Source organism: Stenotrophomonas sp. STEN033 (assembly GCF_056856655.1).
Map to the genome: position 1 here is coordinate 1 of NZ_JBXFWM010000082.1, position 18,354 is coordinate 18,354.

Consider the following 18,354-nt stretch of genomic DNA (forward strand, 5'->3'; position numbering starts at 1 on the left):
GTTGAGGGCTTATACAAGCGGGCCGCCGGCAATATCTCCGTGGGCAACATCCCGTTGCGGGTAGGTATCGGGTGATGCGCATCCAGGGTTGTGCGGAGCCATGCTCGGCAGCGGCTCTACCGGGAAAGCCCATTGCCGAGCATGGCTCGGCACTACACCCCCTCCCTTTCGCGTAGCGAAGGGGAGGGTTGGGGAGGGGCTAGCTCTCCGCTGGCTGACCCAGCTGAAGCGTCGCGACTGACGCCACTCCTGCACAAAGCGCAGAGCGCAGATGGCCGGAGCAGCGGCAAAGCCCCTGCCGAGCATGTCTCGGCACGATGGCCACGACGCCGTCCAATATCTGGACAGCGTTCAGGCAATGGGACGATGTGAGCAATAAACGATGACTACCCGAAGCAATGGTCTGAAGATAATTTGACTGCTCGTTCTGGAGGAAGCCGCCATGGCCCACGTCACCATTGAATCAACGGGAAACAACTACGCCCATCGCATCAGCAACGGCGTCCACCAGCTTGTTGCCGATGAGCCAGCCCGGCTGGGCGGGCAGGACGCAGGCATGGCGCCGTTCGACCTGTATCTGGCATCGCTGGCCGCCTGCACCGCGATTACCTTGCGTATGTATGCAGAGAAAAAAGGCTGGGAGCTGGGTGAGTTCAACGCCGAGCTCACCTCCAGCCGCGATGAAGCCGGTAAGCTGCAGGTGCACCGCATTCTTTCCGCTACCGGCGCATTGACCGACGAACAATGGGAACGACTACTGGACGTAGCCACCCGCACGCCGGTCACCAAAGTGATGGGCGAAGGTGCAGTCATCACCAGCGAACACCGCCCTCTGAAGAGTTGAGACGCCATGTTTACAATTGTTGTGCTGTGGGACACAAAGAACGCCGAAGTAACGCAATGGGAAGATACGCCCGCCCTGATCACCTGGAAGGACAGGGAACTGTCCCTGCGTGCAGGCCCGCGCGAGCGCGTGGATGCAGACGGCAATACCAGCCAGGTGGCGGTCTACCTGCCCGATGAACTGAACGAAGAAGAATTCCAGGAACTGTTCGCCCTGCACGAAAAGCATATCCCCGAGCTGCATCTGCATGGCTGATGCTTGATGTGGGACCGGCGTAAACCGCGAAGCTGGCGAAACCACAGGCCATCAACTTCACTGCTTACGCTGGTCCTGCAAAAGCCGCAGGCACGGCTCGTCAGCCGGCGCATTTGCCCGATTGGCCAAGAATCTCCTTCCCGGCCTTTAACGAACGTATCAATCGATCATCGATTTTAGGCAATGAGCTTAACCATCCGCACCGCTCATTGTTCGCAGCTGTGGTTCACGCTGACAACAAGGTGACTTGGCAGAAACACGTGTGATCGCGACATCAATCGCCGCATACTCTTCGTCTGCTTCCTGAGCGAGCGTCCGAAACAAAGTTCGCCATATCCCAGCGCGACGCCAGCGGCAAAATCGGGTATGGATGACCCGGAAATCACCAAAATGCTCAGGCAGATCACGCCAAGCAATATCCAGGCGGTATCTATACAAAACCGCATCAATGAACAAGCGATTATTGCGTGCCGTAACGCCCACATGGCCATCTCGGCCGGGAAGCAGATGTGCTATCCGCGCCCATTGATCATCTCGAAGACCGTGACAACGATACATAGCAAGTCTCACTGGAACGATGAAAGTGAAATGGATACCGCGGAATCGAATCAACCCATTGCAACCAGCGACCTCATATGTCCAGAACCGAATCGCCTCCAGGCTTTCTTCCGCTCACGCGGTCGTCTGCAAGCTGTCGCCGCATTGAGGTCCTGCCGCGGATCTATAGCTCTGCGGCAGAACCTCAGTCAACGCAATTACAGATCAATACCAAAACCGACGCCAGCAGAGCGCTCGCCATCGGTGAATGCACCGCCGACGGTAAACGATGCGCGCTCGCCAATCTTCTTGGCATAACCTATCGACAGCGCTGATTCCCCACCCATGAAACCGGCACCGACTGCGACACGTCCTCGCTCGCTGCTGGTGTTTGCCGCATTGGAAGCCATCTGCATCATCGCCGTGCTCAACGCGCCAATCTGACTGATACGCTTGTCCTGGGCACTGAAGCGTCGATCCACGCCCCCCCGGTAGGTGGCAAAATCATCGGACAACGCGGTAACGCGCGCTTCTGTGTAGGATTGCGCCGAAGCCAAGGTGCGACTGCTTTCGTTGCGCATCTGAGCAACATTGACCGCGTCCGTCCCCTGCGTACCTTCTGCAACATTTGTGATCTGCCGCTCGGCGCCCACAGCGCCTACCGACACTGAATTGACACGGTCCGCTACCGAGCCATCACCCAACGCGATCGCCCCCTTCGCTTCCACTTGCGCGTTTTCCCCCAGGCTGTTGGCACGGATATTGCCACCTACGCCAGAACCTCCAACAGTAGATTCCGCCACCACGGATGCGGTCGTTTCGGCTCCCAACTTCGATTCGCTACCAGTGCCCGTAACGCTGGCCAACCCGCTCAACCCGGAGTTCTCCACCTGACTGAGCCGCACATCCAAGCCTCCCACCGATATATCCAAGGCATTCAGCGCGTCACCTACACTGAAGTAGTTCCCTCCCTGCACCATGTACATCGGTGCCGACAAGGTTCCAGCTGCGGTCACTCCGGCGCCACCGCCAAGAATCTGCGCTGCACTGTCCAAGGCGTCATACAACTGCGATCCATTGATGGCATCCATGCTTGCTGCTGACACCTGCCCACGAAGCAGGTTGCGAATCCTAGTCCCTGCGTCGCCATCGAGCGTTATGTCCGTCTTGCTCTCGTCGTCGTACAGCACTGCTGATTCGGACAGCGCACCAACACCGTCAGCCACTTCTGAAAGCTGCGCTACGTTCACGGCATCGGTCCCAGAGGTACCCGCTGCCACGTTGGTGATTTGCCGCTCGTTGCCAATGCTACCCACCGACACCGTGAAGTCGCGGTCGGCGACCGCATTCGCGCCCAACGCGACGCTGCCTTCAGCCAAGGCCTGCGCCGCTTTACCCAGTGCTGCACTTCCGTTTCCGATCGCTGACGCGCCCGCTCCCATGGCGACGCTGCCTTGGCCTGATGCCAGCGCATCGTCGCTGCCGTCGTTGGCACCATCGGCCTTGAAGTAACGGTCGGTCTGCTCGGCGATGCTCGACACCTCGCTCAACTGCGCCAGGTTCACCGCGTCCGTTCCTTCGGTACCGGCTGCCACGTTGGTGATCTGCCGCTCGTTGCCAATGCTACCCACCGACACCGTGAAGTCACGGTCGGCCACCGACTCCGAGCCCAGCGCCACGCTGTTGTAGCCCAATGCCTGCGACATATTGCCCAGCGCCGTGCTTGAAAAGCCCACAGCCCATGCACCGCCGCCGATTGCCGTTGAGAAATCCGCCTCCGCCTCTGCCGGCGCCTGGCTCTGGTAACGACCACCAACCGCAACGCTGTTCTCACCCGTGGCAAGCGCGCCATCGCCCACCGCCACCGTGTCGTAGCTGCCCGCCTGCGCACCGTGACCCAGCGCCGTGCTACCGGAGAAACCGGCCTGCGCGCGTGCGCCCACTGCAGTGCTGTCACTTCCGGCTGCGTAGCTGCCAGCACCATAGGCTGCCGACTCGTAGCCGGACGCCTCGGCCAAGGCACCCGCGGCGGTTGCAAACGCACCGGTTGCCCAGGCCTGTGTACCAATGGCCGTTGCATAGCCATTGGTTGCTTGCGCTGCGCTGCCCATCGCAGCGCTGTACTCGCCCGACGCCAGTGCATCGTCGCTGCCGTCGTTGGCGCCATCAGCCTTGAAATAACGGTTGGTCTGCTCGGCAACCTCGGACACCTCGCTCAACTGCGCCAGGTTCACCGCGTCCGTGCCTTCGGTACCGGCTGACACATTGACGATGCGCCGCGTCGCAGGCCCCACTCCACCCGCCCCGCCGCCACTACCCACCGAAAACACGTTGGCCTGGAGCGCGCGGGCACCAAACCCAAGCGCCACCGAGTTGGTAGCGGCAGGTGCCACATAACTATTGAACCCGACAGCCACCGCGCCCGCCGCCAACGATTGCGCGTTGTACCCAACGGCCGTGGCTTGCAACCCGGTAGCCCTGCTGTTCGAACCAATCGCGGTGGACGCGGCCGTACCAGCAAGTGCATTTGCACCCAGTGCAGTTGCATTTGCGGCATTGGCTTGACTGCTGCCACCCACGGCGGTGGCACTTATACCGGACGCAATTGCGCCTGAACCCAGTGCGCTCGCGTTTGCAGCGGATGCCTTTGCGCCTTCGCCGCAGGCAAATGCCATTGCTCCAATCGCCGTGGCCGCCGGCACCCCGGCAGCTTGTTGACACACGGCAGCCGCAAGTGAAGCGTCCGCCGCCATCAAGCCAAAACAGGCGAACCCAACAATCGACGCTTTTCGAGATGCTCTACAAACGGTTCCGGACCCCGACGAGCGCCGCCCCCCTCTCCTCGCCAACTCGGAAGTGACGACTATCACCCCCAGAGCGCGACTCCACACCCTGCAATAGATCCTGTTCATACCTGCAGCACCTTTCAAAATGATTGACGAAAAGAGTTTTTTCGAATGCAAGGAAGCACCGACCCGGTGCGCGTGCCTGCACCTTGTCTTCCGCGCCTTAATCCGTGAGTTGGCAATACCGGGAAGCTATCGCGGGCTCAGGTAAAGTCGGTGTGCCGAGCTTCCATACTCGGCACACCGCTTACCTATCGATCACATAGCGCCAGTGCAGGGGTGCCGCTGCAGATAGTCCAGCGCACCTGGCACCTGCACCAGCCCCCAACCTGTGCCGTAGTCATAGCCAGGGCTAGCTAGATCCGCGGCCCCCTTTTTAAGTGCAGTAACAATCTCGTTAACACTGCAGGCTTTATTTTTGCTCCACACCAGCGCCGCGACACCGGAAACATGGGGCGTCGCCATCGAGGTCCCACTCATCAGCTCATACTTCCCACCCTTTGCCGTTGACATGACATCAACACCAGGGGCAGCCAGGTCAACACCAGAGTTCTTTTGGGAAAAAACGGCTCGATTTAGATCCGAGTCGATAGCCGCAACAGAAACAACAGATGGATACGAAGCTGGATAACTGAGCGGCTGGGTTGGCCCACTCCCCAGAATATTACCCATACTATTTCCAGCCGCCGCCACGAAGAGCACGCCGCGGCGCTGCAACCTAGTCACGACCCGCTCTTCGAGAGCGCTGGATAGGTAAGATCCGAAACTCATGCTTATGACTTTGGCACCGTTGTTTACACAGGACATGAGCGCCCCGATTTCGTCACTGGTATAAGTCCAGCCTCCATTCGCCAAAGCTCGCACCACAAATATGCCCGGGTCGCCACTGTCAATAACGCCGACTACTCCTTGCTTATTGCCACCAAGTGCGGCAATGGTGCCCGCGACGTGACTGCCATGCCCATGCGTATCCTCATTCCATGGGAATTCAGAATCACCGTTATCACCCGACACATTACGATCGGGCAGATCAGGGTGCCCAAGGTCATAACCTGAATCAATGATGCAAACCTTCATCCCACCTTCGTAGGAGATACCTTGCGAGCCGACCGCAGCGATCCCCCACGGTGTGACTTCATTCCCGGGAACAATTGTGTCGGTCGCAGTCAATTGAGGGGAAAAAAACCTGCGCCGCAGATCCGGGCCGTACGACTGCACCATTGCAGTCAACGGCCGCAACGCAGCAAAGTTTGGCAAACGGTCTGGATCGTAGGTAACTGCCACGATGTCCCCGTCTTTATCCTTTATTACGTTATTCACAACCAATCCGTTGTTACGCATAACGCGAACGGCGTAGTTTGAATCCGCCCCCGGACGCATTTCGACTGTGAATCGGCGCAGCTCCGGCGCCAACCCCGACAGGGGCCCTGCAGTTGCTGAATCGGCCAACGCCAGCTGAATTATGACCAGCGCCAATACTAATGAGGTCTTCATGAATTCTTCCTTTCAGGATTATCTGACGACGGGCGATGCGGAGGATGCGGCCGTACAGACGGATGATTTGACGCTTCCCCGCAACGTCCCGGCGATTGCATACTGTGCATATGGCCCGTCTATGAGCACGATCCTGTCCACAAGCGTCGCGCCGCTACCAAGGGAGGGATCCAGCAGACCTTCTCGCTGGTTATAGAAACATGCATAATATTTCCCGGATCCGGGATGCGCTGGATTGGTCGAAGTGTATTCCCCGGTAACAGTCGGCCAGCCTTCACATTCACACTCAATCCCAAGCAGCCCTGGACCGCAAATGCCGGCCTTGCTTATGCTGCCAACGTACGAAACACCACCTGTCGCCGCATAGTCAACGGCGCCTTTCTCAACGTATGTAAAACCACCTTTGGCGCGCTCGTTTCCATCACAGGTGTCGGCATCAATCTTTAGGTATGCCTTCCCGGTACCCGTGGATGGAAGCTCTCCGGACCCAACGTACTTCGCATTACCTTCAATAACGGAGCAACCCGACAGTAACAGTGCAATCACAGCCGCAATCATGCATTTCGACATGCTGACGTTCATATATATATCCTTAATTATTTACAAACCATCACCAATGGCAATCAAGGAACCAGTACCGCATCCCAGGCAGCGGCCACGGTGTTTCTTTGCAACGAATTTTGGCCATAAAGATCGGCTGCAGCTTGCAGCGTAGCTACTCGCGCGGCGGGATAATCAGTTGAACTAGTAAAGTATGCTGTCAGCGCCAGATACCATATTTTCTGCGCAGCATCAGCACCTAGCCCTGTCACGGCAGTCTTATTGCAAACCAAATCATCAAGATTCAGTTCAGACGCGTAATCCGCTGGCGGCACACTCCCTTCACTCAGTAAGTAAAAGAAGCGATTACCAATACCAGAGCTGTGATGGACGTCCAATTCGGAAATGGCATCGGAATAGCAGTCGTGCGAACCAATGATCTCGCCATCCGATCTGACATAGGTATCGAGGCTGGGCTTGAACATATATCGCAGCGCGCTTCCCATGGGCAGTTCAGGTCCGGCGATGGTCTCCCCAATGGTCCAGCCATATTGGAGGCCGAGTTTTTCGTAGACGTAACGTTCTACCATGGTTCCAAAAATGTCGGCGGTAGCCTCATTCAGACCGCCACTCTCTCCCTCATAAACCAAGTCGGCCGAAGCATCAACAACTCCATGACTCATCTCATGGCCTGCAACGTCCAGCGCTGTCAATGATGTGAAATTTTTTCCATCACCTGTACCGAAGTACATTGATTTCCCGTCCCAAAAAGCGTTTGAATAGTTAAAGCCAACGTTGACATAGCTTGTTACTCCTTTCCCATCGCCCCAAATGCCGTTCCGCCCATGCACAGTTTTGTAATAGTCCCAGGTTGCACCGATTCCATAGTGTGCATCGGCTGCAGCGGTCACCATGTCTGCATCCGTTCCGTTTCCCCAGACGTTGTCGACGTCAGTGAAATCAACTGCAAACATTCCCCCCATCCTGTTCCTGGCATTCCGAACTTGACCATTGCCACGAATCTGGTCAACCAATCGATAGCCCTCGGGGCCAGTACTTGTCCCCAGTGGCACACTCCCCAAATGACGGGTAATTCCCAGGCCTACGGCAGGCTTGTAAAGTGAATCAACCGGAAGCGCACGCTGGGTCTGAATGTTCGAAAACGAAAGTAGAATCTTTCCACTTTGCGCATCGATGTAACTGGTGGTCGCAACGGGACCATCGCTATTGGAGCCAGATATTATTACCTCATGGGCCAGTACCGGGATTGGCATACCGCGCGCAAACATTACCAGCCGAGACGTCGACGTCGCTCCGGCCAGACTCGTGGACAAAGTTTTTTGGGCCGCTGAAACCGCGTCACTTACTTGCACCCGCGGCGTTAATGAGGCAGGGCGCACCGCACTCATCATTGGTGACGTGACCCTTTCCCTCCCGTTAACTGGGATGTGCACGACGAAATCACCACCAATGATCGGCAGCCCACCAATGGTCCGTTGATAACGAACATGCTGGGTACCATCAGGCCCAGTCAATACACTGCTTGGCCGGACAACGTCTTTCGCACTTAATCCTGCCAGCGACCTGTTTATCGAAATAAAATTGGTAGCCTTTGCAGCGATGGGCATCTGGGCTGTCGTTATTTCCGCAGCCGCACTGAAGCCGATTGACGAAATGATTGAAAATGCTAACAACTTGATCGCAATACGCATGTAGGAACCCCTCGACAGAGTTGACAAAGAAGGATCAACAGATTCACACCCGCGATGCCAGAAGCATCGTCACTTGAAGCGCCAGCCCCAACCAGCCCAAAACAGACGCCGACCCGCATCTGTTTTTCAACGGCAACTAATCTGTGCGCCGCGGAACCGTACTTGGGGGCCCAATGAAGCCGCATGCAAGTACAGCTGGAGCCGAACAGTTTCCAGTTTGCGTAACGCCATGTCTTACAAGGGAAAACAGAATGAGAAACGACCATCCCATTTCTAAAACTGCCGTGTCGCACAAGCCGATACCCGGATTAATGTGACAAGCGTCATCAATTAACGCGTACAACCCGCGACGCTGCGATTAATAAAAGTTCCCGCGGAAGATGCAGAGCATGCGATGCAATTCAAGTGCTCTATCCAACAATTTGGCTGCCCCAAGTTGGCGCCTTGTCCTGCAAACCGACGTCACAGCTATTGGCACGGAATGCTCTTCCTGCGAGGCAATGGATGCAGCGAGGATGCGAGCGCCGACATATCCCCTTCCAGGCCAGATGATCGGAGGTGATTCCAAGGACACACCCTGTTCCGGATTTACTTCCTGCACCAACGGGTGCGCTTGCCGGTTCGGCGAGAGAGCTGCACGGAGTTATCACCCCCTGCAGCGTCATGGCGGACAACAGGGCCTTGCTTGGATACGACGCCTGACCGCGAACTGACAGAAGATCTGGCGCATCAATTGCCTGCTCTCGCTGGCAATGAGCTGGATTGAAGCGCTGACAACGCAGATGCCACCGATATCGCCTTGAAGCGGCGCTCCTGATTGCATCGCACGAGTAACGTGGGCAACTGCAGCGCCTGCCGTGCATTGCCTTGCGACTGAACAGCCATATAGGAAGGATGGCTAAACCGCCTTTTGCGCACCATTGGCCCACGATCAGGTTGCGGACGCTTGAATGGCTGATATCGCGACTTCGGCGGCGACACCGCTGACCTGTTCGCCGCTAGCCACGTGGTAGCCTGGCTGCAACTGGATCGCATTTTTCCGCCACGGGTGCGTTAACCAACTGGCCGGCCAGCGCCTGCGCACGCAGCTGCCGTGCGCAGGTAGAACAACAATGCTGAGCAACGCGCTGCCGTCAACAATCAGGGCCGCGCACTGAAAGCAAAATCTGCCATTTACCGCCGTTGCACCGTGGCCGCCAGCGACCATGACAAGGAGCCGCATGAGCAGCCAGGTCAACACATCCCGAAACGGCGCGAGCCTCGATGCTGGCGATGCCTCAAATTGCCGGCTTCGCGGCTTGCGTGGCTCCAACAAAAGCCACTGGGTAACTTCATCTGGGTGTATCTGCGGGCCGCGAAGCAGGTGTCGCTTCAGATCATCAGCTTCGCGGCTCACGCCGCTCCTACAAGTCTGCTGATTAGTTCTTTTTTTTGCGGCGACGCCACCACAGGCGCAGCAACCACGCCAGCACGCCGCCGACCAGCAGCACTGGCAGCAAGCCGGCAGCAATGCGGACCACGTACGCCAGGCTGGTAGTGAAGATCTCACCGAAATCACCGAACGCCTGACCGATCTCGCTGCGGTTGCGCTGGCTGTTGGTAGATTCGATGTTGATGGTGACCAACTGCGTGTCGATGCGACGGTGCTGCTGGGCCGCATCGCGGTTGGCCTGCTGCAGGCCTGCTTCGATTTCCGACAGCCGCTGCGAAATCGTCAGCAGGTCCGCCACCGCCAGATCCTTGCGCTGTTGATACTCGAGAAGGCGCTCATGCTCGGCTTTCAAACGGTCCTGCATCAGCTGGGTGTCGGCGACCTGCTGAGCCAAGTCCTCGGCCTCGGTATTGCGGGTGGTCACCTCACCCTTGTCGCTGGCGAGTGCGATCAGCGGCTCCACCCCCTTGGGGGCAACCCGCACCTTGATCGAGCCGCTGGGTGTATCGCCGCCCTGCTGGGACACGTTGAGCACCGCGCAATCGCCAAACTTCGCGCTCTGGCACGCATGGGATACAGCCTTCACCCTGGGCGCGATGTCCTTGCCCGGCAACTGCAGCTGCACCGTGTGCTCATAAGCCAGGAACGCGCCTTCCGGCGACTGCACGGCATCAGCCGCCACCGCCGCGCTTTCGGCCGACATGTCGTGCTTGGCGCAACCGGCGAGCGCGAACAGCGCGCCCAATGCCAACGCCAAGGTCCTTCCGTGCTGCTGTTTCATGCGTCCATGTTCCATGTGATGTCGTGGCGGCAGCATAACGACTTGGCTGAATACGAAGGCTAAAAATTTGTGCAGCCCGTAGCCCGGGTAAGCGCAGCGCACCCGGGGATTCGGTGAGCCGGAGATTCGATGACGGTGAATCAAGACCCCGGGTGCGCTGCGCTTACCCGGGCTACAGGGCCCCGGCTGCGCTGAACCACCTGTTTCGACAGCCCGCCACCAACCAACGGCATGTGCGGTACAGGCCCTGTCCGCCTATGCTCGGGGTTTCCCCTCAGCAACAGGAATACCGATGCGCAAGCACCTGCTCGCCGCCGCCCTGCTCGCCAGCCTGGCAGGCTGCCAGAGCGGCGACGCCCCGACCGCGCCGTCCACCTCCACCGAGCAGGCCGGCCAAAGCCAGGCCGATGCCCAGTTCGCCGAGCTGTCGAAGAAGGCTTTGGACACCTGGATGCAGTTGTCCCCGGTCAGCGCCACCCAGATCGGCGACCACCGCTATGACAGCCAGCTCGATGATCTCAGCGCCGCCGGCCAGCAGAAGAGCCTGGAGGCCAGCAAGGCCCTGCTCGCCGAGCTGGACAAGCTTGACGTGAGCAAGCTCGGCCGCGAGAACCAGGTGGATGCCGCCATCCTGCGCAACCAGCTGCAGTCGGACATCTGGTCCAACGAAACCATGCAGTCGTGGAAGTGGGACCCGCAGGTCTACAACGGCCTGGCCGGCAGCGCCATCTACGGCCTGATGGCGCGCGAGTTCGCGCCGCTGCCGGAGCGTCTGAAGTCGGCCACCGCGCGCATCGAGCTGATCCCGCAGATCTTCGCCGCCGCCCGTGCCAACCTGGACCCGGCGCGCGTGCCGAAGATCCACGCCGAAACCGTGGCCAAGCAGAACCGCGGCATCCTCAGCCTGGTTGAAACGTTCATCATGCCCAACATCGGCCAGCTCGAAGCCGCCGACCAGGAGCGCCTGAAGGCTGCTATCGCCAAACTGACCACGGCAGTCGAAGAACAGCAGACCTGGCTGGACAAGACCCTGGTGCCCAACGCCAAGGGCGAGTTCCGCATCGGCGCGGAGAAGTACGACCAGAAGCTGAAGTTCTCGCTCAACTCCTCGCTGTCGCGCGCCGAGATCGGCGAGCGTGCCCGCGCCGAGCTGACCCGCGTGCGCAAGGACATGTACGGCATCGCCCAGGTGGTGTTGAAAGACAAGCCGGGCGCACCGGAAATGCCGGCCGACCCGACCGACGACCAGCAGCAGAAGGCGATCGAGGCCGCGCTGGAACTGGCCTATGCCGACAAGCCGGCCCGCGACAAGGTCGTGGACGATGCCAAGGCCGCGCTCGACCAGTCCACCGAGTTCGTGCGCAAGCATGACCTGATGACCCTGCCCGACGCACCAGTCGACATCATCCTGATGCCGGAATTCCAGCGTGGCGTGGCCGTGGCCTACTGCGACTCGCCGGGCCCGTTGGACAAGAACCTGAAGACCTTCTACGCGGTCTCACCGATTCCGGACGATTGGAACGACAAGCAGGTCGACTCCTTCCTGCGCGAATACAACAGCCGCATGATCCACCTGCTGTCCATCCACGAAGGCACCCCGGGCCATTACCTGGAAGGCTGGCACTCGGGCAAGTTCCCGTCGACGCTGCGCGCGGTACTGCGTTCGGGCCTGTTTGCAGAAGGCTGGGCGGTCTACACCGAACGCATGATGCAGGAACAGGGTTACCTGGATAACGACCCGCTGTTCCACCTGGTGCAGCTGAAGTTCTACCTGCGCACCATTGCCAACGCCATCCTCGACCAGGGTGTGCACGTGGACAACTGGAGCCGCGAGCAGGCCATGCACCTGATGACCCACGATGCCTTCCAGCAGGAAAGCGAAGCCTCGGGCAAGTGGGTGCGCGCACAGCTCACCTCGGCCCAGCTGCCGACCTACTTCGTCGGTGCGCAGGAGCACTTCGACACCCGCAAGGCCGTGCAGGACAAGCAGGGTGCGAACTTCAACCTGAAGGCCTACCACGATCAGATCCTGTCCTACGGTGCGCCGCCGGTGCGCTTCGCCCGCCAGCTGATGCTGGAACAGCCGATCGAGTAAGCGATCGGCCTACCCGTTCGGTCAGCAGAAGCCCGGTATCCGCCGGGCTTCTGCTTTCGCGTCATCGGCAGCACCGAACTATCATTCACCACTGTTCGGCAACGATGCCGATACCTGCTGCTCCAACTTTCCGGATCTCACTGACATGAAGTCGCTGCTCACCTGTTTGGCCGCCGCCTGCCTCAGCCTTGCTTCACTGCAGGCACACGCGCAGGCACCCGCACAACCCCACGCGGTCTATATGGACGCCAGCGCCAAGCTGCAGCAGCGCATCGCAGAGAGCGCCGCCAAGGGGGAGATGCCCCGCATCAGCGAACCAGAAACGCGTGCACTGCTTGATGTCCTGTCCGACAGTCATCGTTTCCTGCAATCACAGACCTACGACGCCGCCAACATCGGTCAGTTGATGGACATCTGTGGCCAGGCCAACCGCTTGTCGATGGCCTATGCACTGACCGGGCTGAAGGAACATCTCCCGCCCCAGGCAAGCGCAGAGGAAATCGCACGGCAGATGGGCACGGTGATGGAAACAAACATCGTGGCATTCCAGCAGGAGCTCGAACGCCTGCATCCGTTCCTGCTGCGTTGCCTGGCCACGCAGATCCAGCCGTTGACCGCATTCACGGCGGCACTGCCGCCGGAGGAACTCACCCCCATACGCCTGGCAGGGCTGAACCAGCTGCGTGGCGGCCTGGTAAACAGCTATAGCGGCAACCTGATGAGCATCGGCAACCAGGCTTTGCAACCCAGCTACCGCACGCAGGTCGTGCGGGCAATGGCGGAGAGTTCGTCGCTGTTTGCCTCCGCGCTGCAACTGCCGGCCCGCCAGCAGATTGCCGACGCCGCCAGGGTCATTCTTGCCGACGCACCGCTGGACAACCGCGCCGACATCGAGACCATCATCAAGGCCATGAGTGATCCCGACTGTACAGGCCTGTGCGCTTACTGACTGTCTCCCGCAGGAGCGGCGCGGTGAACAGCACAACATCGAATGCCACGGGGCGATCAAACAACGGCGTGAAGCACACGCCGCCGCATGCGCATGGAAAATGGCGCATCGGATAGGGGGCCAGAACCGCGCCCCGGCAGCACCGGCCGCGCTCCGCCAATCACCGCAAGCTGTGGCATGATCGGTTTGTGTTGCGCAGTACGAACCGGGCGACTTCGGCTGGAAACCGGTGCACCGCCAGAACTCGCCCCTACCTTCATCCAGGCCGATGGCGCTCCATTGCCCGGCCCCGCATGGGCGTTGGGCACTGATGGAATGGATAGATGCGCTGGAGCACGACGCCTGGAACGATGTCATCGAGGAGCTCGTCTGGCATCTTCGGAACGGTCGCATGCCCATCCTCATCAGCCATCAGCCCACCCCCGAACGCAGGGTCGAATTCCACTTCAAGGACCTGCCCGCAGTGGTCCTCCCGCTGAGCCAGCAGTCCTGCTGGAACGAGGCGGTCAGCATCATCGAGCGCTTCCCCCAGCTCAACGCCACCCGCCTGCGCAGCAGCATCTGACCGGCCTCGCTAACGCCACCGGCAGGCATGCCTTCGGGCCTATTGCCCTGCTCCGGGCGCCGCCTACAATTTCGTTTCCATCGCTCGAAAGTACACAATCAGGGGAAGGCTTCAACATGGAAACAAATGCAATCCTGGCCTGGACGCTGGTATCGGAATGCCCGATCCCGCAGGACGTGAACGACATCCTGGTCCCCGGCGAGACCGCCGTAGCGGCCTACAAGACCTTCCGTGACTCGGCGGTGTTCACCAACAAGCGGCTGATCGTGCGCGATGCGCAGGGCATTACCGGCAAGAAGGTGGAAATCTATTCGCTGCCGTACTCATCCATCTATATGTGGTCGTCGGAGAACGGCCACGGCCTGTTCAATTTCAACTCCGAAATTGAACTCTGGACCAAGGCCGGCCATATCAAGGTCAACCTCAACAAGGGCTTGGACGTCCGTCGCCTGGACAAGCTCATCGCCCAGGCCGTGCTGGGCAGCACGGCATCGCCTGCCGCCGGCACCGCCCACGCAGTATCTGGCAACCCTCCGCCGTTGCCGTAAACCGACGCGGCCAGGCCATTGCTACCAGCGGCAACATCAACTGAGTCGTTGCCGCCGACTGGAACCACAACCCCAATGACAAGCCAACGCGCGCACTACCTCCAGCTGGCACATACCGTTCTCGACTGGAACCGCCGACATCTCAATCGCGATTCCGTGCTGAGCGAGGCATTGATCGGCGAATGCTTCGCCGATCAATTCATCGTCGAGCCCAATGGCCGCCGCTACGAAGCCGATCCCGCCAACTACCTCGAGTTCCTCAACGGCATGAAAGCCGGCATGGACGGCATCGACTACGAGATCGATCATGCCCTCGTGGAAGACGCATCGGTGGTGTTCTCGATGCGCGCGCGGATCCGCCATGTTGATGGGCGCCACGAACTGTTCCGCGCCATGCTGCTGATGCGGTTCAATGACGCCGGCAAGGTCATTCTCTGGCATGAGGTCTATGTGCCAATCGCGTCGCCCGCCTGATGCCTGCCGGGCTGCACAACCCCAGGATTCCGGATGCAACGATGAGCGAACCCAGCTATACCCTCAGCCACGACATTCCTTCCGTCGATACCTACCGGCACCTGCGCCAGGCCAGCGGGCTCAGCCCGAAGACCGCCGAAGCCGCAAGCCGGGGGTTGCCCAATTCCCTCTTTGCCGTGCAGATCCTCTGCGCCAATGAAACGGTTGCGATGGGACGGGTAATCGGCGATGGCGGCAGCTTCTACCAGGTGGTCGACATTGCGGTATTGCCCGCCCACCAGGGGCGTGGCCTGGGCAAGAAGGTCATGAGCGAAATCCAGGCCTACATCCAGCGCGAGGTACCCGCCTCGGCCTATGTCAGCCTGCTGGCCGATGGCGAGGCCTATCGTCTCTACCAGCAGTTCGGCTTCGCCCTGACCGCACCGGCCAGCGTTGGCATGGCGCTTACGCAGCGGCGTTCTGCCTGAGCTTCTGCGCCCTTCCACTACCCTCCAACTTCCGAGCACCTCCATGCAGACCATCGATTGGAACGATTTCAGCAAGGTTGAACTGCGGGTGGGCCGCATCATCGCCGCCGAACCCTTTGCTGCCGCGCGCAAGCCTGCCTATATCCTGCAGGTGGATTTTGGTCCGGAGCTGGGCACCCGCAAGTCCAGCGCACAGATCACCGCGCTGTACAGTGCCGAACAACTGCTTGGCCGGCTGGTGGTGGCAGTGGTCAATTTCCCGCCGAAGCAGATCGGCCCACTCATGTCCGAATGCCTGGTGACCGGCTTTCACGACGCCGAGGGACGGGTGAGCCTGTGCATGCCCGAGCATGAGGTTCCCCTGGGCACGCGCCTGTTGTAGATCCAACAGGCGTCCCTGCGCCCAACTGCGCAGGGACGCCCTCACCCCGCAAACCGCACACGTTGCCTCGACGTCACTTCGTGCTAGCGTTCCGCAGCAAATCCATCGGCATATCCCGGCAGGAGCAGGTGATGGGCAAGGGGCGACTGGAAGCATTCAGCGATGGCGTCATGGCCATCATCATCACCATCATGGTGCTGGAGATGCGCCCGCCCGAAGGCGCCACCCTGGATGCGTTGCGACCACTGCTCACTACCCTGCTCAGTTACCTGCTGAGCTTCGTCTACGTCGGCATCTACTGGAACAACCACCATCACCTGCTGCAGGCCTGCCAGAAGGTGACAGGCAGCGTGCTGTGGGCCAATCTGCACCTGCTGTTCTGGTTGTCGCTGCTGCCATTCGCCACGCACTGGATGGACGATTTCAATCAGCAGCCGCTGCCTACCGCGTTGTACGGCTGCATCCTGTTGGCGGCCGCCATCGCCTACTGGATCCTGCAACGGCGCATCGTCGCCGCTGATGGCGAGAGCTCGCGCTTGCGGCACGCGCTCGGCAGTGACTGGAAGGGCAAGCTCTCGCCGGTGCTGTACATCAGCGGAATCGCCCTTAGCTTCGTCAACGCGCATCTTGCGCAGTTGCTGTATGCGACCGTCGCCTTGCTTTGGCTGATTCCGGATCGGCGCATAGAACGCGAACTCGGCCAGGCCGGCTAGGCAGCCGGCCAAGCTGTTCCTGCTTTCACCTGCCAACGATGACCTCCCGGCTTGCACCCATGTTTTACATTTGGCTACCCGGTCTGGGTTAAAAAACCCTGCCTTCCTTGTCCTATCGGAGCTTCCATGGCCACCGCCAGAACCAAAGGTTTTACCGCCGAAGAACAGGCCGCGATGAAGGAGCGCGCACGCGAACTCAAGGCCGAGGCCAAGGCTGCAAAACTGAAGGCCGACGGCGAAGCCGAGCTGCTGGCCAAGGTCGCTGAGATGCCCGCCGCCGAGCAACAGATGGCGCGACGCGTGCACGCCATTGTCACCACCACCGCTCCCACGCTCACCCCCAAGACCTGGTACGGCATGCCCGCCTATGCGCGCGATGGCAAGGTCGTGTTGTTCTTCCAGGGGGCCAGCAAGTTCGGCTCGCGCTATTCGACATTGGGCTTCAACGACATGGCAATGCTGGATGACGGGGCCATGTGGGCCACCGCGTACGCGTTGACCGCGATCACGCCGGAGGTCGAGAAGAAGATCACCGCCCTGGTGAAGAAAGCCATGCGCACCCCTGGCAGCAATCTGCAATAGGCAATCCCGGCGCCTGCGGCTATCTTGTCCCATCCCTGAATCGATGGACCGCATGTCTTTCTGGACCTGGTTGTTTCCGCGTACGCACGTCGTCTTTTCCAGCCCACTGCCGCACGAACAGGCGTTGCAGGCGCTGCGCGCAGCCACTGCGCGTGGCAACCTGACCGCTACCGGCAGCGTCGCCGGCTCGGTAAGCGAGCGCGGTGTACACCTGTATCACCGCAGGGTGATGCGCAACTCCTTCAAGCCGCACTTCCGCGGTGCCCTGCGCAGCACCCCACAGGGCTGCGAACTGCACGGACGTTTTGCGCTGCCGGCGCTGGTCTTCATTTTCATGCTGTTCTGGCTCGGCTTCTGCGTGCTGTGGAGCGTTGTGACAGCGACGCAGCTCGGCGGGGCGGACCTGATGCTGCTGCCTGCCGTGTTACCAGGCATGCTGATGTGCGGGTTCGGCATCGGTTTGTTACGACTGGGCCAACATCTGGCCGCCGATGACCCGGCGATCCTGTCACGGGTGATCCGGCAGGCGTTACAGTCCCCCTCATCCTGAATCCGGTTGCGAGAACCCCTGCTTGTCAAACCACAATGACGCCACGCTGGAACTGCAGAAGCTGCAATCTGAAGTGATGCAGCAACTGGAAATCATCGCCGACGACATCACGGCCGGGCGGCTTGGCGCCGATGAGGGCGCGGCCAGGGCCAAGGCCCTCATCGCCACCAGCGAGCAGCAGCGCGTGGCCATGTTCAACGCTGCGATCAGCGCCAGCCAACGCCAACGTCGTCGCGGCTGGTTGTTTGCCTCGATGGTGGTCATCGCCATCGCGATGGTGGTGGTCGGCCTGCTGTTGGCGCGTATCGGCACAGCCTGAGCACCCGCCAAGCACGACGCTGGTAGTGCCGAGCCATGCCCGGCAGGAGCGTTCCACGTCAACCATCGGAGCGGGGTGCGCACCATTGTGGCCCGAGGTCGAGAAGCCAACCTCTCCCCAGCCCTCCCCTGCTGCGCAAGGGAGGGACCCGTAGTGGGGGGGGGGGGGGGGGGGGGGGGGGGGGGGGGGGGAGGGGGGGGAGGGAGGGGGGGGGGCGCGGCGCAGGGGCGACGGGGGGGCGGGCCGGGGGCGGCGGGGGGCCGGGGGCG

Annotated in this window: 19 protein-coding genes and 2 pseudogenes; 13 read left to right on the forward strand and 8 right to left on the reverse strand. The window is 60.3% G+C overall.

Translation table 11 applies throughout. The annotated features are described in order from the left end of the window. Positions 1 to 442 precede the first annotated feature (442 nt). Positions 443 to 844, forward strand: coding sequence for an OsmC family protein (locus AC1VXC_RS19040; RefSeq protein ID WP_481539531.1), 402 nt, complete (start codon positions 443 to 445; stop codon positions 842 to 844). 6 nt (positions 845 to 850) lie between these two features. After that, complete coding sequence (locus AC1VXC_RS19045) at positions 851 to 1,099, forward strand: hypothetical protein (protein WP_481539532.1); 249 nt, start codon at positions 851 to 853, stop codon at positions 1,097 to 1,099. A 243-nt stretch (positions 1,100 to 1,342) separates the two neighbouring features. On the opposite strand, the pseudogene AC1VXC_RS19050 reads toward AC1VXC_RS19045, so the two are convergent. From AC1VXC_RS19050 to AC1VXC_RS19085, 8 genes and pseudogenes are all read right to left on the reverse strand, one after another. Continuing rightward, positions 1,343 to 1,657 (reverse strand): annotated as a pseudogene (locus AC1VXC_RS19050) (transposase); the annotation flags it as partial. A 197-nt stretch (positions 1,658 to 1,854) separates the two neighbouring features. Then, positions 1,855 to 4,173: a YadA family autotransporter adhesin gene (locus AC1VXC_RS19055; RefSeq protein ID WP_481539542.1), complete on the reverse strand. Its 2,319-nt coding sequence runs from the start codon at positions 4,171 to 4,173 to the stop codon at positions 1,855 to 1,857. Then, a pseudogene (locus AC1VXC_RS19060) lies at positions 4,171 to 4,548 on the reverse strand (ESPR-type extended signal peptide-containing protein); the annotation flags it as partial. The pseudogene AC1VXC_RS19060 and the gene AC1VXC_RS19055, both read right to left, overlap by 3 nt. 192 nt (positions 4,549 to 4,740) lie before the next feature. Further along, positions 4,741 to 5,976 carry a S8 family peptidase gene (locus AC1VXC_RS19065; protein ID WP_481539533.1) on the reverse strand — a complete coding sequence of 412 codons (1,236 nt, stop codon included), beginning with the start codon at positions 5,974 to 5,976 and terminating at the stop codon, positions 4,741 to 4,743. Between the two features lie 18 nt (positions 5,977 to 5,994). Then, positions 5,995 to 6,558, reverse strand: coding sequence for a hypothetical protein (locus AC1VXC_RS19070; RefSeq protein ID WP_481539534.1), 564 nt, complete (start codon positions 6,556 to 6,558; stop codon positions 5,995 to 5,997). 41 nt (positions 6,559 to 6,599) lie between these two features. Continuing rightward, the gene (locus AC1VXC_RS19075; protein ID WP_481539535.1) at positions 6,600 to 8,228 is read right to left on the reverse strand and encodes a M4 family metallopeptidase; all 1,629 of its coding nucleotides are present in this window, start codon (positions 8,226 to 8,228) and stop codon (positions 6,600 to 6,602) included. 931 nt (positions 8,229 to 9,159) lie between these two features. After that, positions 9,160 to 9,624 (reverse strand): hypothetical protein, encoded by a 465-nt coding sequence (locus AC1VXC_RS19080; protein ID WP_481539536.1) that lies wholly within the window; start codon positions 9,622 to 9,624, stop codon positions 9,160 to 9,162. A gap of 22 nt (positions 9,625 to 9,646) precedes the next feature. Further along, complete coding sequence (locus tag AC1VXC_RS19085) at positions 9,647 to 10,441, reverse strand: DUF4349 domain-containing protein (protein ID WP_481539537.1); 795 nt, start codon at positions 10,439 to 10,441, stop codon at positions 9,647 to 9,649. 292 nt (positions 10,442 to 10,733) lie between these two features. Here AC1VXC_RS19085 and AC1VXC_RS19090 point away from each other — a divergent pair, with 292 nt between their 5' ends. The 11 genes from AC1VXC_RS19090 to AC1VXC_RS19140 all read left to right on the forward strand — a co-directional run bounded on the left by AC1VXC_RS19090 (position 10,734) and on the right by AC1VXC_RS19140 (position 18,085). Next, entirely contained in the window at positions 10,734 to 12,536 is a 1,803-nt protein-coding gene (locus AC1VXC_RS19090; RefSeq protein ID WP_313494532.1) for a DUF885 domain-containing protein, read from the forward strand. A 145-nt stretch (positions 12,537 to 12,681) separates the two neighbouring features. Continuing rightward, positions 12,682 to 13,485, forward strand: a complete 804-nt coding sequence (locus AC1VXC_RS19095; RefSeq protein WP_313169289.1) for a hypothetical protein — start codon at positions 12,682 to 12,684, stop codon at positions 13,483 to 13,485. A gap of 310 nt (positions 13,486 to 13,795) precedes the next feature. Then, positions 13,796 to 14,050 carry a hypothetical protein gene (locus AC1VXC_RS19100; protein WP_481539538.1) on the forward strand — a complete coding sequence of 85 codons (255 nt, stop codon included), beginning with the start codon at positions 13,796 to 13,798 and terminating at the stop codon, positions 14,048 to 14,050. 116 nt (positions 14,051 to 14,166) lie between these two features. Next, entirely contained in the window at positions 14,167 to 14,598 is a 432-nt protein-coding gene (locus tag AC1VXC_RS19105) for a PH domain-containing protein (protein WP_313169285.1), read from the forward strand. Positions 14,599 to 14,673: 75 nt separating this feature from the next. Then, positions 14,674 to 15,072 (forward strand): nuclear transport factor 2 family protein, encoded by a 399-nt coding sequence (locus AC1VXC_RS19110; protein ID WP_313169283.1) that lies wholly within the window; start codon positions 14,674 to 14,676, stop codon positions 15,070 to 15,072. A gap of 41 nt (positions 15,073 to 15,113) precedes the next feature. Next, complete coding sequence (locus AC1VXC_RS19115) at positions 15,114 to 15,539, forward strand: GNAT family N-acetyltransferase (RefSeq protein WP_313494528.1); 426 nt, start codon at positions 15,114 to 15,116, stop codon at positions 15,537 to 15,539. 43 nt (positions 15,540 to 15,582) lie between these two features. Then, positions 15,583 to 15,921, forward strand: a complete 339-nt coding sequence (locus tag AC1VXC_RS19120; protein WP_481539539.1) for a tRNA-binding protein — start codon at positions 15,583 to 15,585, stop codon at positions 15,919 to 15,921. A 131-nt stretch (positions 15,922 to 16,052) separates the two neighbouring features. Further along, positions 16,053 to 16,634: a TMEM175 family protein gene (locus AC1VXC_RS19125; protein ID WP_481528618.1), complete on the forward strand. Its 582-nt coding sequence runs from the start codon at positions 16,053 to 16,055 to the stop codon at positions 16,632 to 16,634. 126 nt (positions 16,635 to 16,760) lie between these two features. Next, entirely contained in the window at positions 16,761 to 17,216 is a 456-nt protein-coding gene (locus tag AC1VXC_RS19130) for an iron chaperone (RefSeq protein WP_481539540.1), read from the forward strand. A 52-nt stretch (positions 17,217 to 17,268) separates the two neighbouring features. After that, entirely contained in the window at positions 17,269 to 17,766 is a 498-nt protein-coding gene (locus AC1VXC_RS19135) for a hypothetical protein (RefSeq protein ID WP_481539541.1), read from the forward strand. Between the two features lie 22 nt (positions 17,767 to 17,788). Continuing rightward, positions 17,789 to 18,085, forward strand: a complete 297-nt coding sequence (locus AC1VXC_RS19140) for a hypothetical protein (RefSeq protein ID WP_313494524.1) — start codon at positions 17,789 to 17,791, stop codon at positions 18,083 to 18,085. Positions 18,086 to 18,354: the final 269 nt, after the last annotated feature.